13 protein-coding genes are annotated in these 13,150 nt (G+C 65.1%); 4 read left to right on the top strand and 9 right to left on the bottom strand.

The window, feature by feature from the left end:
- Positions 1 to 71: 71 nt before the first annotated feature.
- From IEV75_RS06030 to IEV75_RS06020, 3 genes are all read left to right on the top strand, one after another.
- Positions 72 to 632 carry a PAS domain-containing protein gene (locus tag IEV75_RS06030; RefSeq protein ID WP_188451647.1) on the top strand — a complete coding sequence of 187 codons (561 nt, stop codon included), beginning with the start codon at positions 72 to 74 and terminating at the stop codon, positions 630 to 632.
- A 58-nt stretch (positions 633 to 690) separates the two neighbouring features.
- On the top strand, positions 691 to 1,299 hold the full coding sequence (locus IEV75_RS06025) for a PilZ domain-containing protein (RefSeq protein WP_188451646.1): 609 nt from the start codon (positions 691 to 693) through the stop codon (positions 1,297 to 1,299).
- A gap of 170 nt (positions 1,300 to 1,469) precedes the next feature.
- Positions 1,470 to 1,970, top strand: coding sequence for a DUF4339 domain-containing protein (locus IEV75_RS06020; RefSeq protein ID WP_217980111.1), 501 nt, complete (start codon positions 1,470 to 1,472; stop codon positions 1,968 to 1,970).
- Between the two features lie 161 nt (positions 1,971 to 2,131).
- On the opposite strand, the gene IEV75_RS06015 is transcribed toward IEV75_RS06020, so the two are convergent.
- Complete coding sequence (locus IEV75_RS06015) at positions 2,132 to 2,653, bottom strand: gamma carbonic anhydrase family protein (RefSeq protein ID WP_188451644.1); 522 nt, start codon at positions 2,651 to 2,653, stop codon at positions 2,132 to 2,134.
- 346 nt (positions 2,654 to 2,999) lie between these two features.
- On the opposite strand from IEV75_RS06015, the gene IEV75_RS06010 reads away from it, so the two are divergent.
- A complete protein-coding gene (locus IEV75_RS06010) occupies positions 3,000 to 3,752 on the top strand; it encodes a PhoH family protein (RefSeq protein WP_188451643.1) in 753 nt (250 codons plus the stop codon).
- 76 nt (positions 3,753 to 3,828) lie between these two features.
- Here the strand turns inward: IEV75_RS06010 and IEV75_RS06005 are convergent, their stop codons facing one another.
- The 8 genes from IEV75_RS06005 to IEV75_RS05970 all read right to left on the bottom strand — a co-directional run bounded on the left by IEV75_RS06005 (position 3,829) and on the right by IEV75_RS05970 (position 13,127).
- Positions 3,829 to 4,581 carry an outer membrane protein gene (locus IEV75_RS06005; protein WP_188451642.1) on the bottom strand — a complete coding sequence of 251 codons (753 nt, stop codon included), beginning with the start codon at positions 4,579 to 4,581 and terminating at the stop codon, positions 3,829 to 3,831.
- A 144-nt stretch (positions 4,582 to 4,725) separates the two neighbouring features.
- Positions 4,726 to 6,288: an ABC transporter permease/substrate-binding protein gene (locus IEV75_RS06000; RefSeq protein ID WP_188451641.1), complete on the bottom strand. Its 1,563-nt coding sequence runs from the start codon at positions 6,286 to 6,288 to the stop codon at positions 4,726 to 4,728.
- On the bottom strand, positions 6,285 to 7,052 hold the full coding sequence (locus IEV75_RS05995; RefSeq protein WP_188451640.1) for an ABC transporter ATP-binding protein: 768 nt from the start codon (positions 7,050 to 7,052) through the stop codon (positions 6,285 to 6,287). Before IEV75_RS05995 ends, IEV75_RS06000 begins: the two co-directional genes overlap by 4 nt.
- Before the next feature lie 12 nt (positions 7,053 to 7,064).
- On the bottom strand, positions 7,065 to 7,292 hold the full coding sequence (locus IEV75_RS05990) for a DUF3126 family protein (RefSeq protein WP_188451639.1): 228 nt from the start codon (positions 7,290 to 7,292) through the stop codon (positions 7,065 to 7,067).
- 111 nt (positions 7,293 to 7,403) lie between these two features.
- Positions 7,404 to 8,219, bottom strand: a complete 816-nt coding sequence (gene cysE, locus IEV75_RS05985; protein WP_188451638.1) for a serine O-acetyltransferase — start codon at positions 8,217 to 8,219, stop codon at positions 7,404 to 7,406.
- Positions 8,206 to 8,847, bottom strand: coding sequence for an NUDIX domain-containing protein (locus tag IEV75_RS05980; protein ID WP_188451637.1), 642 nt, complete (start codon positions 8,845 to 8,847; stop codon positions 8,206 to 8,208). The genes cysE and IEV75_RS05980 overlap by 14 nt, the downstream gene beginning before the upstream one ends.
- Before the next feature lie 39 nt (positions 8,848 to 8,886).
- Positions 8,887 to 11,991 (bottom strand): efflux RND transporter permease subunit, encoded by a 3,105-nt coding sequence (locus IEV75_RS05975; protein ID WP_188451636.1) that lies wholly within the window; start codon positions 11,989 to 11,991, stop codon positions 8,887 to 8,889.
- Complete coding sequence (locus IEV75_RS05970; protein ID WP_188451635.1) at positions 11,988 to 13,127, bottom strand: efflux RND transporter periplasmic adaptor subunit; 1,140 nt, start codon at positions 13,125 to 13,127, stop codon at positions 11,988 to 11,990. The genes IEV75_RS05975 and IEV75_RS05970 overlap by 4 nt, the downstream gene beginning before the upstream one ends.
- Positions 13,128 to 13,150: the final 23 nt, after the last annotated feature.

Below are 13,150 nucleotides of genomic sequence, written 5' to 3'. Positions count from 1 at the left end.
GGAGCACGCCTGTCCGAAAGCAGGACTGAACACGCGCTCCCCGTAAAGGGACTAAAGAGGACGGGCTGCCGATGCGCCATGACAACACAAAGACGCTGTTTGCGTACTGGGATGCGCGAAGGCTTGGCCGGTCCGCGCCCACGCGCGGAGACATTGCGCCGCGCGATCTGGCGGGGCTGCTCAGCCATCTGTTCATCCTGCGCCGGATGGACCGCGATCATCATATTTTCCGCCTGGCGGGCACCTCGCTGTGCCAGATGCACGCACGCGAGTTCAAGGACCAGAACTTTCTGGGCCTGTGGCGCGGCCATGACCGCCAGCACATGACAGCCCTTATCGAGGGCGCTTTGAGCGTGCCGGCGCCTGCCTGTGCGCTCGCCGACGCGGCCTCGCTCGATGGGCGTTCGGTGGAGGTGGAGATCGCGCTCCTTCCCCTTCGCGGGCCTGAAGGCTGGGTGGACCGGTGCCTGGGGCTTTACCAGCCCTTGCAGGGACGTAGCCTGGATGGCCGCCCCGCCGTGCGCCATATACTCAAAGAGCTGCGCCCGGCAGTAGAGCCGGAAAGCTCGGTACAGGTCTTCCGGGGGCTGCGCGAGAGCCGTGTGCCCGCGCGCGCGGCCAATGACTTCTAGCTTCTCCAAATTTTAACCAGCAACGGCCTAGATTGCCTGCCCCGATAATGAGGCTGGCATGGGACCTGTCACCGATCTGAGCTCGCGCCTGGACAAGCGCAAGATACGCATAGCGGCCGCCGGCGCGCAGGAGCAGCGCCGCCACCGCCGTGTGCCCTTGCGCCTGCCGGGCCGTTTTCTGGATCCGGTACGCGGTGAATTTGCCTGCACGCTCATCGACGTGTCGCCGGGCGGCGCGAAAATCGCTGCCGAGGCCCCGCCAGCGCTCGGCGAGCGCGTTGTCATGCTTTTTGACGGGCTTGGCCGGGTGGAAGGCGATGTGGTTCGCGCCGGTGCACGCGGCTTTGCCGTGCGCTTCAATGCGACACAGCGCAAGCGCGACCGGCTGGGTGATGCGATCACCTGGCGTTTCAATATGGAGCGCCTGGGCCTTGAAGAAGACCGCGCCGCGCCCAGAAAGCCCGGAACGGGGCGGGTGAAAATCCGCCTGAAGGATGGCGTGCTGATCCAGGCAGACCTTGTGGACGTGTCGATTTCGGGTGCGGCCTTTGCCTGTCTGGAGCGCCCGCGCGTTGGCGAGGCAGTCAGCGTGGGCGACCTGACGGGCCGTGTGACTCGCTGGCTGGACAATGGCTTCGCGGTATCGTTCGATCCGCCGCGGGGATGAGGTGAGGGCCTCGCGCGGCTGCCCTTTATCTGCGCACGCGGCAGAAAAAGGTCATGTTTGTGGCCCATAATCGCGCCAACCGGCCTGAATCTTGCCGTAACCCCTGCATAGCCTCTGTTTGAGGGCTTGGATGGAGTGTGACCCCAATGCCGCGGGATGATGGAATTGCGATGTCCTGGTTTGTGAAAGTCGATGGCCGTGTGTACGGACCCTATACGGGGGCGCAGATGCGCGCCTTCGTCAGCGAGGGACGTATTGCGGGCCACTCGGTGGTCTCCCAGAGCCGCGAGGAGGGCTGGGAAGACGCCAAGGATGTGCCGCAGTTCAAGGCGTGGCTGGATGAAGCCCGCCGCAGCCCCGGCACCAAACGCCCCGCCCCCACTGATGCGCGCACAGCCAATTTCGTCATCGTGGCCACGCTGGGCGATGACAGCCGAGCCGGGTTTGAAGCTGCGCTGAAGGACTTCGGCGATGCGGAGAGCATTGCGCCGGGCGTATGGCTGCTGCGCGCACCGTCCACGGCGGCCACGCTGCGCAATGAGCTCAGCCATCTTCTGGCCCGTGATGACAGGCTGATCGTGGTGGACGCCTCGCGCGACCGTACCGCCTGGTTCAATTTCGGCCGCGAAACCGATCAGCGCATCCGCGAGCTCTGGGGCCGGCCGCAGTAGCTTCTTTTAGCTCCGCAACACATTCGCGTTGCGATATTCCGCGCACGAGCGCGGGCGGCCGGTCGGCCTTGCGGCGCGCAGCGCCGAAAAGCGCGCACGCGCGCCGGGCACTTTTGCCCGCAGCGACGCACGGATGCGCGGAGCATCAAAAAAAAGCCCCCTCAAATCTCCCTCAAACCTTCAGCAAAGCGCTTTGCATTGGCGACGTAATGGTCCGCGCTGGCCTTGAAGATGTCGCCCATGCCCTCATCCAGCGTCTTGACCACCTTGCCCGGTGAGCCGAGCACCATGGAGTTGTCGGGGATTTCCTTGCCCTCGGTGACAAGAGCATGTGCGCCAATCAGGCAGTTCTTCCCGATCTTCGCGCCATTGAGGATTGTCGCGCCGATACCCACCAGCGAATAATCGCCAATCTGGCAGCCGTGCAGCATGGCCTGGTGGCCGACCGTGATGCCCTTGCCAAGGATGGTGGGTTTGCCGGGATCGGCATGGATCACCGTGCCGTCCTGGATATTGGTGTCATCGCCGATGACAATGTCTTCCACATCGCCGCGCAGCACCGCGCCAAACCAGACCGAGACATTGCGGCCCAGCGTGACGCGCCCCAGCACGGTGGCGCCCGGCGCGATCCACACGCCCTGGCCCATCCTCGGGCGGACCCCGTCCAGTTCATAAACGCCCATAATGTGTTCCTTCCTGCTCGCTGCATCAGCACGGCGTGGCGAAACTGCATCGGTTGGATGTGAAGTTTCAGCGACGGGCTGACTCATAATTCGTTCACTGTCTTAGCATGAGACTGTAGATGCGATTCGAGAGGGGAACAGCCGCCAAGGTGGCTTCTTCGCATCGATCGTGAGGGATAGACGCTTCTTGCAAGGAGGCCCGCGGCGCAATGCCGTATGCACCCCCAACGCCAGACCCGTTCGGATCGTCCGCACGTTCCGCATCTGCCCTGTCCAGCCTTCATCGCTTTTGTCCGCCCCTTGTGCACCCGCGCGAGGGGTTTTTTCTTGTCCGGAGGACGCCATCATGAGCAAGCGCACCGCAAAACGCCGTCAGGGCGGGTTCAATGCCGAGCATTATGAGGAAGAGAAGGTCCGCGCCCTCTTCCCCGGCACGAACTGGTCACCTGATGACAATGAGCCCATGCGGGACCAGCGCTATATCAAGAATGTCAAACCGCGCTCTGAGGGGCAGGCGCGGCTGATGGACGCGATAGACGGCCATAACCTCGTCATGGCCATGGGACCGGCCGGGACGGGCAAGACCTATCTGGCCGTCTCCAAGGCGGTCGAGGCGCTGGAAAACGGCCAGGTGGGCCGCATCGTGCTCTCACGCCCGGCTGTGGAGGCGGGCGAGCATATCGGCTTCCTGCCCGGCGCACTTGAGGAAAAGCTCGCGCCATACCTACGCCCGCTCTACGACGCGCTGGCTGACCGGCTGAGCCCGAAGCGCCTCAAAGCGCTGATGGCGGAAGGGCTGATCGAGATTGCGCCGATTGCCTATATGCGCGGACGCACGCTCAACAACGCCTATATCGTCGTCGACGAAGCCCAGAACTGCACCTACGGACAGCTCAAAATGCTGCTGACCCGGCTGGGCTGGAACTCGACCATGGTCGTCACAGGTGATCCTGCGCAGACTGATCTTCTGCCGGAAATGTCCGGCCTGAAGGATATTTGCGAGCGCCTTGAGGCCGTGAAGGACGTGGCGGTCGTCCGGCTGGAAGCGAAAGACATTGTGCGTCACCCGCTCGTCGCCTCTATGCTCGACGTGCTGTAGGGGCCTGCAGATGTGAGACGCCAGAAAGGCCCCGGCCAGAGGAAGCCGGGGCCTTTTTGCTGGCGGCCGAGCGCTCCTAGAAGCGGAAATTCACACCGGCACGGATAACATCGAACTGCGTGTCGATGGTCGCCCGGCCAATCGTGCCGTCAGAATAACTGGTGTCGAAGCTCTCGCTGCCCAGATCGACGCGCGAATACTCACCCCGCAAGGTCCAGAACTCGTTCATGCCCCACTCCATGCCCGCACCATAGGTCCAGCCGGTCTGGTTGGAGCTGGCGCTATCGCTGATTTCGGCACCGCCGACACGGTAATTGCGGTCGAAATCGACACGGCCATAGGCCACACCGCCGGTCGCGTAGACCAGTATCCGGTCAAACGCGACACCAGCGCGCGCACGCGCCGTCGCGAAATAATCCACCTCGAAGTTCAGGTCGGTAAAGCCATCGGGGTTATTGGCTGCGCCGCCGGGCGCGTTAGCGATGGCAATGGCCGAACTGATATCGGACAGCTGGACGTCCAGCTCGCCGCCCAGGACGATCATGCCGGACTGCCAGTTATGGCCGGCCTGGACACCGCCCACGAGGCCGTCGCCGTCGAAAGTACGCGTGGTGGGGAAGGTTCCGCCGGCCAGAGCGCCGGGGAAGAAGGCCGTGCCGCCATCGACTTCCAGCTCGGCATCGAGGTCGAACTCGGCATTCTCACCCTGACCCAGATTCACACCGATATAGCTGCCATTCCAGTTATACTCGCCCGGTTGTTGCGCGAGGGCGGAGGGAACGGCAAGGGGGAGTGCGGCTACAGCCGCAAGTAAAGCCAGTTTTTGCATCAGTTTGCCCTTCTTGGTCGCTTGCGCCGCGCGTACACGCGGCGCGACTGATGCCCAATCCGGTATTTCCAACGCGAAGAGCGGGAAACGCGATGCATGGCGATGTGTGCCCGGTCACACCTGTGTCGCCAAAGTGCAACAGGGTCAGCGCGGCGAGTGACCGAGGCGGGCGCGCAGACGGGCAACGGCCTCGTCCACTGGCCGGCGTTCCAGATCGACAACGCCGTTTGCCTCGCGCATCGCGTCTGCATCGATGGCATTGATCAGCCGGGCCAGTGCCTGTGCGACGGCCGGGCGGCCGGTGGCCGATGGACCGATGAGGACGAGGGCGTCATAGGGCGGCAACACGCCCGCCGGGTCATCGAGGATCATCAGGCCGAACGCCAATATCCGTCCGTCCGTGGTGTAGGCGGTGATGGCATCCACCTCGCCATCGCGCACGGCGGTGTACATGAAGGTGGAATCCATCGCGCGGGTGCGCGCGGAGCCGAGGCCATAGGTGTCGCGCAGGCCTGTCCATTCGGCACGCGCAAAGAATTCTGAATCGGCACCGATGGAGAGTCCCCCGATGGCGGCAAGGTCGCCGATGGAGGACAAGCCGTGACGCCCGGCCGCCTCTCCACTAACCGCTATGCCATAGGCGTTCTCAAAGCCAAGGGCACCCAGCACCAGCACGCCGTGCTGCGTCCACATCCAGCTGGTTATCTCTGCCAGCATGACGTGGCGGCCCGGCATGTCCTCACGCTGCATTATGGTCGCCCAGAGCGTGCCTGAATAATCGGCATAGACATCCAGCTCACCGGCGGTGAGCGCGTCAAAGGCGACGGTCGAACCCAGATTGTCCCGGCGGCGCACGTCTGCGCCTGCGTCGCGCAGCACACCCTCGAAAAGCCCGGCCAGAATGTATTGCTCGGTGAAGGCCTTGGCCCCGATGGTGACAGGCTGATTGCCAAACCCGCTATCGGCAGCAAGCAGGCTGCGCGCCGGTCCGGCATTGCCCGGACCTGAGAAGCCCCCTGCCGGTGTCAGCGCCATCGCAACAATCACCACCAGTCCCGCTGCTGACACCAGCGCCCTACCCGCCCGGCGGCGCGCAGCCGCGCTTTCCATCAGTTTTAAAAGGCCATCGATGATGAGCGCCGACAGAGCAGCCGCTACGCAGCCGAATATCACCAGCGTCCAGTTGCGCGTCTGCAGGCCGGAGAAGATGTAGTTGCCCAGCGACGCCGCTCCGACAGGCGTGGCCAGCGTGGCTGCGCCGATGACCCATACCGAGGCGGTGCGGATGCCCGCCATGATGGCAGGCAGGGCAAGCGGCAGCTCTACGCGCAGCAGGCTTTGCAGGCGCGTCATGCCGACGCCGCGCGCCGCTTCACGCACGACCGGATCGACACCCTGGAGCCCGACTATCGTGTTTCGCAGCACGGGCAGGATGGCATAGAGCGTCAGCGCGGCGAACGCTGGCAGAAAACCGATCCGCCCCCCAAGCAAGGGCACCATCAGGGCCAGCAGCGCCAGGGCGGGAATGGTCTGAAACACGCCTGCAATGCCCAGCGCCGGCCCGGCGATGATGCGGTTGCGGGCCGCGGCTATGCCCAGCGGCAAGGCGATCAGCAGGCCGCACGCCATCGCGCCCAGCGACAGGCGCAAATGCCCGCCGAGATAATCCGGCAGCAGGGCCAGAGGCTGGGCGAGCGCCTCCATCATGCTTGCGCCGACAGGGCGGCCACCCGCTCTGCCTCCCGGCGCGGCGTGGCCAGCAGCGTTTCCACATACGGGTCGGCGGGATCAGACAGAAGCTCGGAGGGTGTGCCCAGCTGGATGATCCTTCCTGCGCGCATAACGGCAATCTGATCGGCCAGCAGCAGAGCCTCCGCCATGTCATGGGTGACCATGACTGCGGCAAAGCCCAGCCGGGCGCGCAGGGCCTGAACGTCTTCGCGCAAGCTGTCGCGCGTGATGGGGTCGAGCGCGCCGAACGGCTCGTCCATCAGCAGAAGCGGCGGCTCGGCAGCCAGAGCACGGGCCAGCCCCACGCGCTGACGTTGACCACCTGAAAGCTCTGCCGGATAGCGGTTTTCAAACTCTGACGGGTCAAGCTGCACCAGTTCGAGCAAAGCGCGGATGCGCTCGCGTGTCCGCTCGGCATCCCACCCTGCAAGGCGCGGCGTGACCGCGATGTTCTCGGCCACGGTGAAGTGGGGGAACAGGCCATCGCCCTGCATCACCCAGCCCATACGGCGGCGCAGATGTACCGGGTCCAGCCCGGCCACATCCTCGCCCCGGAAGCTGACCGTTCCGGCGGTCGGCTCCAGCAGGCGGTTGATCATTTTCAGCGTGGTCGTCTTGCCGCAGCCGGATTCGCCCACCAGTGCCAGCAATGCACCTTCGCCGACTGTAAAGCTGGCCGCATCGACGGCCTTGGCGCCGCCGGGGAAGACCTTGGTCAGTGCCTGGACATCCAGTACCAAGCCATCACCGTCCTAGAGATCGTCGAGATCGATATCGAGAATGGTGATCTCGAAGGAATAGGACGTCTCGCCCTCATCGACATTCTTGGAGACTACGCCCAGGCATTCTGATCCCAGGTAGATTTCCGCGCACTCGTCCGGGCGCTGGCGCATCTGGACTTTCAACTCCGGATTGAGCCGCTGACGCAGGAAGGCTTCAACCTTGCTGGCTTCGGTGTGATTGAAAACGGTCTGGGACATGGGGGCGTCTCGCCTCATTTGATGATGAACGGACCGGAACCGGTCTGGAAGATGCGGGGATTCGCGCGGGAATGCGCATTCAGCCGCAAACTAGCGGTCTGCCGGAAAGGATCAATCAGGAAGGCTGTGATCCATGGTGCGCGCCGGCTCTGCGCAGCAGCCGCCTACGGGCTTGGCGGGCACACCGGCCACTGTGCAGCGGGCGGGCACATCGCTCAGGACCACCGAGCCAGCGGCGATGCGGGCATGATCGCCGACCTTGATATTGCCGAGAACCTTGGCCCCTGCCCCGATTAGCACGCCATTGCCGATCTTCGGATGGCGGTCGCTTTCCTCTGCCCCCGTGCCGCCCAGCGTCACCTCATGCAGGATGGAGACATCATCGCCAACCACGGCCGTTTCGCCGATGACGACAGAGCTGGCATGGTCGATCATGATGCCCTTGCCGATGCGTGCGCCGGGGTGGACATCGACACCGAAAAGCTCGCTGACGCGCCCCTGCAGGTGGAAGGCCAGCGTCTCGCGGCCCTGCGTCCACAACCAGTGGGCAATACGGTAGGCCTGAAGCGCCTGATAACCCTTGAAATAGAAAAAGGGCTGCAGGAGGGACCGGCACGCCGGATCGCGCTCATCGACGGCCAGCATATCGGCGGCGGCGCTCTTCACGATGGTCTCGTCAGCGCTCATGGCTTCGCTAACCACGTCATGGATCAGCATGGCATCAAGCTGGCCATCAGCCAGTTTCAATGCAATGCGGTGGGCCAGTGCCTCGGCGAAGCTGGCGTGGCGCAAAATGCCTGCATTGGCCAAGCCGGCCAGCATGGGCTCCTCTGCGGCAACCGAGGCCGCCTCAAGGCGCAGCCGGTTCCATAAGGCGCGAATGTCGGTGTCCTGCCGGAGCGGGGTCACAGCGTCAGCGTGGGCCATGGGGGTCATCCTTTCCGGCCGGGTTCAAAATCGCTCTGGTAACCGCCTCGGGCAGCTCGCCATGACGAGCCATGTAATCAGCCTTGAGCAGCATTGCCAGTGTGAAGGCGTCACGAATGCGCCCGTCCATCGCCTCACGCAGCGCCGCAGCGAAGGGCAGGCGGCGGGTTTCAATATCCTCGGTGCCTTCCGGTTCTGCCTCGCCCATCTCCAGATCCCAGGCAATAAAGGCGAACGCGCGCTCATTGGTGATGGAGTTGGACATGTCCAGCTGCATGAATTCCAGCCAGTTGGCAGCCTCAAGTCCGGTTTCCTCGGCCAGTTCACGCCGTGCGCTCTCCAGCGGCGCCTCGTTCAGCGGGCCGCCGCCTTCCGGCAGCTCCCAGCTCCAGCAATCAAGCGCAAAACGGTACTGGCCGACCAGCATCACCGAGCCGTCACGGAAGACAGGCAGAATGCCGATAGCGAGGTTTTCCGGTTCCATCACGCCGTAAAGGCCCGGCTTTCCGTCCGGCCTCGTCACGTCATACTCGCGCACCTTCATCCACGGATTCTGATAAACCAGTTTTTCGCCGTGAACCGTCCACGGGCCGCGTTCGATGCCGGGCCGGCGCTTGCGTGGGCTCATGGCGAACTGTCCTTCGTGCGGCGGCAAACCTTACATCGCTTACGATGCCGGAGCCGTCTGGGGCAAGGCCTGCCTGCCAGCCCCCTTGAAACGTACCAGCATGACGAAGGCAGCAGGCGCAAAGACCAGGGCCAGCATGGCCGACCCTGCCACGCCACCCGCCACCGCCGAGGCAAAGGGCAGCCAGAAGGGATCACCGTCGAGCAATAGCGGGGCGAACCCGCCCATCGTGGTCAGCGTGGTGGCGATAATGTGCCGTGTGGCGTCCATCACCGTCTCGCGTATGGCCAACACATCGCCCAGCAGCGCTTCAGGCGAATTGCGCAAGGCCGAGAGCACCACGATCGTGCCGTTGATCGACAGGCCGACCAGCCCCATCGATCCGACTATGGCATTGAAGCCCAAGGGCGTGCCGAACAGCCAGACACCGAACAGGGCAAGCCCGACCGACAGGAAGCCGACGGTGAAGACCACGCCTGCATAGCGGAAGGAGTTGAAGGCCAGCACCACCGACCCGACCATCAGGATGAGGAGCGGAATGGCTGTGGACATGAGATCGGCCGTAGCCTCGCCCTGGCTTTCCGCCTCTCCGCCGATGACCAGCCGGTAGCCGGGCGGCATTTCAATGCCGGACGCCTCCAGCCGGTTGAAGAAGTTCTCCAGCACCGGCGCGGGCAGCACGAAGGGCGAGAGATAGCCATAGACCGGGTTCGCGCGCTCCCCGTCCAGCCGGACGATAGAGGCTGTCTGCGGCACCAGGGTGAGATCGCCGAGCGCCCCGACCGTGCTCATCGCGCCGCGTCCCTGTCCGGGCAGAGGCGTGGCGGCGATATTGCCCGCGGCTTCACGCCGGTCTGCCGGGCCGATGACGCGCACGGGCAACACCTCGACGCCCTCCACCACCGTGCCGCCCAGCACGCCGTCCATGTCGGCGCGCACGCGGCCCGCCACATCGGCAAGGCGCAGGCCCGCAAGGGCGGCCGAGGCCTCATCGGCGGCAAGACGCGCGACCGGCTCACCCAGCAGAAGCTGGGCCTGCGTGTAGGTGACGCCGGGGGTCGAGGCGAGTACGCGGCGTATGTCCTGCCCCAGCGCATCGAGCACGGCGAGTTCCGGGCCGACAATCTTCAGCTCGATCGGGGCGGGCGTTGGCGGCCCCTGCTCGAAGGGCGTGGCCAGCACCATGGTGTCGGGAAAGGCTTCGCGCGCGCGGGCCTGGAAATCCTGTGTTACGGCGCGGGTGTGGGCGGGCGAGCGCGTGCGCACCCAGCCTGCGGCATAGTTCGGGCGCCCTGCCTGTCCCCGGCGCATATTGTAATAGACGCGCGGCGCAGAGCCGCCGAGCACCCAGCCGGTGTCCTCCACACCCTCGTATTCGCGTAGCATGGCCGTCACGGCCTCGGTGCGGCGGCGCGTTTCCTCCATCGACACACCCGAGGGGAGCGTCACGGAAATCTCGAACATGTCGCGCTCGGTCGGCGGGAAGAATTGTGATGGCAGGGTGGAGGCTGCAAGGAAGCCCGTGACTGGCAAAATGATCGCCAGCAGCATGCCAATGGCCGGCTGGGCGATCACGGCATCGAGCAGCTTGCGATAAGCCCAGGCGAGCGGGCGCGAGCGCAAGCCATCGCGCCAGAACGGGCGCGGCCCCTCGCCTGCTTCACCTGTGTCATCAAACCAGGCCGCCAGCGAGAGAATGATGGTGAAGGCCAGAAGGAATGAGGCGGTGACGGCAAAGATCACCGACACGCCGATCATGGAAATGAACTCGCCAGCAGAGCCGGGCATCAGCGCGATGGGCGCAAAGGCGAACACGGTCGTGGCCGTGGACGCCAAAAGGGGGGCGAAAAGCGTGCGCACCGCCTTGTCGACGGCTGCCAGCCGTTCAAGGCCACGCCGCCGGAGCAGGCGGTAGTCATCAACCACCACAATCGCGTTATCGATCAGAAGACCCAGCGCCACGACGAGACCCGTCACCGACATCTGGTGCAAAGGCTGCCCGTAGAGATTGATAAGCACCAGAACGAGCAGAACTGTGAGCGGCAGCGCCGAGCCGACAATCAGCGCGGACCGCCAGCCCATCATCAGGAACAGCACGCCGAACACGATCAGCGCCGAATAGCCCAAATTGATGGCAAGCCCGTACAGGCGCTTCTCGACATAATCGCTCTGGGAAAAGACGATATCGACATCAAGGCCCTGTGTGGCCTGCCGGAAGCTCTCCACGACGCGCTCGGCCTGACGGCCCCAATTGTCGACACGGCGGTCTGGCAGCACGAATGCCGCTACCAGCACCGAGCGGGTTCCATTGAACCAGGCCTGCGTGGCATCCGGCTCGCGGCGCGCGCGCTCCACGGTGGCAATATCGCCCAGACGGACAAAACCCTGCCCGCCGCGTCCGCTCAGCGTCACCGCGCGGACCCGTTCCAGCGTGTCGAACGCGCCATCGACTTCGACGATGAAATCATAGTCCTCACCGGCCAGCCGGCCGGCCGGTGCGCGCGCATCGGAGCGTGCCAGCAGGGCAGCGACCTCGCCTGCGGTAATGCCCAGTGCTGCGGCGGCTTCGGGATCGAGAACGACGCGGATTTCCTCTTCCGGTGCGCCGAAGAGCTCGGTCCGGTAGGTCGCATCAAGGCCGCGCAGACGGTCCTCCAGCTCCCGCGAGAGGCGCCCCAGCGCGCCGATACTGGCATCAGAGCCTTCGGGCCAGGACAGGGCCACGATCACGCTCGCCGCGCCCATATATTCGCGTACCACTTGCGGCAACGCCGCCTCTGCCGGCAGGCCCGCCTGCACGGAGGCCACCTGCTCGCGGATTTTCGTCCATGCCTGCTCAACCTCGGTGGCGCTGAGATCTTCCCGGATGCCAAAGCTGACCGAGGAGATGTTGGCGCGCGAGACAGATGTGGTCTCATCTACCTCGGCAAGTTCCAGCAAGGCGCGCTCGATACGCTCGGACACGAGCGACTCGACCCGCTCTGCATCCGCGCCCGGATAGAGGGTGACAACGCGCCCGAAACGTTCGGTCAGATACGGGTCTTCCTGACGGCCCATCGTGGCCAGCGCCGCGATTCCCGCGACAATCATCAGGAACAGGGCCAGCCCCGCGAGGCGTGGAAAGCGGTAAAAGAGCGTGCTCATGGCCGATTGCGCCGCGCCGGCAGGACACGCTGGCCGGGCGTGACGCGCTGCACACCCGCCGAGAGGATCATCGCGCCGTCATCGACTGCGCCGCGCAAGTAAACCTGCCCGCCTTCGGTGTGCAGAAGCTCCACGCTGCGCGGCTCCAGCGAATAGCCCTCACCGCCATTGGCAAGCTGGTAGACCGTCCACAGGCCGCGCCGGCCTTCCGCCAGCGCGGTGAGCGGCGCCCAGAAACCGCGCTCCTGCAGGCTGCCTGGCAGGACCAGGCGGGCGACTTCGCCCGGCACCACGCCCTGCCCGCCTTCCAGCTCAAACACCGCCTCGACAGAGCGCGTACTGGTATCGACAACCCCCGTCAGGGCGCGCAGGCGGGCCGTTACCCGCCGCGTTCCCGCTTCCAGCGAATACTCGTTGCCAGGTGTCAGGCGGGCCGCGTCGCCAACCGGTACGCCGACGCGGAATTCCAGCACGCCGTCCTCGACCAGATGGAAGAGCGGCGCGCCAGCGGCCATGACGGCGCCTTCATCGGCATTGCGGCGGGTGATGACACCATCAAAGGGCGCTTCCAGACGCGCGAGCTCCAGCTGGACTTCCAGCGCGCGGGCGGCGGCATTGGCGGCACTGGCCTGCGCCTCGGCTGCGCGGGCCGTTGCCCCGGCCTCGTCAAGGCGCTGCGCAGAGACATGGCCCTGCTCGACCAGTTGCTGCTGACGGCTGAGCGTGGTGCGGGCGAGCGCGGCCTGTGCCTCGGCGGCTGCCGCATCGGCGCGCGCTGCTGCCCACTGGGCTTCAAGGGTACGCGTATCCAGCGCTGCAAGGATATCGCCCTCGCCTACGCGGTCACCGACATTGACATGAATGATGTCCAGCCGTCCGCCCGTACTGAAGGCCAGCGCGCTTTCGCGCCGCGCGGCGACAAGTCCCGGAAAGCGTGCCTCGATCTGCGCCGCCTGCGCATAGTTGACGACAAGCGTCTCGACCGTCGCGGGCGCGGCGTCGCCAAGGGCAAGGTCCGCCTGCGCCGGGCCGCCCCTCAGAGCGCTCACCAGAACGGCGACACCCGCAATGACGATGGCGAGTGTCGCCACGCTGGTAGCAAAGGCGTGCCGGCGGATTATCTGAGAACCGGGCATGATGCGATCCCTCGCGCTGGAGC

The organism is Glycocaulis albus (assembly GCF_014639075.1).
GTDB classification, from domain to species: Bacteria; Pseudomonadota; Alphaproteobacteria; order Caulobacterales; family Maricaulaceae; genus Glycocaulis; species Glycocaulis albus.
The sequence above is the reverse complement of the archived record's forward strand: the minus strand, read 5'-3'. Positions and strand labels throughout refer to the sequence as shown.

Bases quoted from the DNA above. Each gene is read 5' to 3' on its own strand.
- IEV75_RS06015 (WP_188451644.1), bottom strand. From the start codon at position 2,653: ATGGGCGTTTATGAACTGGACGGGGTCCGCCCGAGGATGGGCCAGGGC.
- IEV75_RS05980 (WP_188451637.1), bottom strand. From the start codon at position 8,847: ATGAGCCCACGCAAGCGCCGGCCCGGCATCGAACGCGGCCCGTGGACG.
- IEV75_RS05970 (WP_188451635.1), bottom strand. From the start codon at position 13,127: ATGCCCGGTTCTCAGATAATCCGCCGGCACGCCTTTGCTACCAGCGTG.
- IEV75_RS06010 (WP_188451643.1), top strand. From the start codon at position 3,000: ATGAGCAAGCGCACCGCAAAACGCCGTCAGGGCGGGTTCAATGCCGAG.
- IEV75_RS06025 (WP_188451646.1), top strand. From the start codon at position 691: ATGGGACCTGTCACCGATCTGAGCTCGCGCCTGGACAAGCGCAAGATA.
- IEV75_RS06005 (WP_188451642.1), bottom strand. From the start codon at position 4,581: ATGCAAAAACTGGCTTTACTTGCGGCTGTAGCCGCACTCCCCCTTGCC.
- IEV75_RS06000 (WP_188451641.1), bottom strand. From the start codon at position 6,288: ATGATGGAGGCGCTCGCCCAGCCTCTGGCCCTGCTGCCGGATTATCTC.
- IEV75_RS05975 (WP_188451636.1), bottom strand. From the start codon at position 11,991: ATGAGCACGCTCTTTTACCGCTTTCCACGCCTCGCGGGGCTGGCCCTG.
- IEV75_RS05990 (WP_188451639.1), bottom strand. From the start codon at position 7,292: ATGTCCCAGACCGTTTTCAATCACACCGAAGCCAGCAAGGTTGAAGCC.
- IEV75_RS06020 (WP_217980111.1), top strand. From the start codon at position 1,470: ATGTCCTGGTTTGTGAAAGTCGATGGCCGTGTGTACGGACCCTATACG.
- cysE (WP_188451638.1), bottom strand. From the start codon at position 8,219: ATGGCCCACGCTGACGCTGTGACCCCGCTCCGGCAGGACACCGACATT.
- IEV75_RS06030 (WP_188451647.1), top strand. From the start codon at position 72: ATGCGCCATGACAACACAAAGACGCTGTTTGCGTACTGGGATGCGCGA.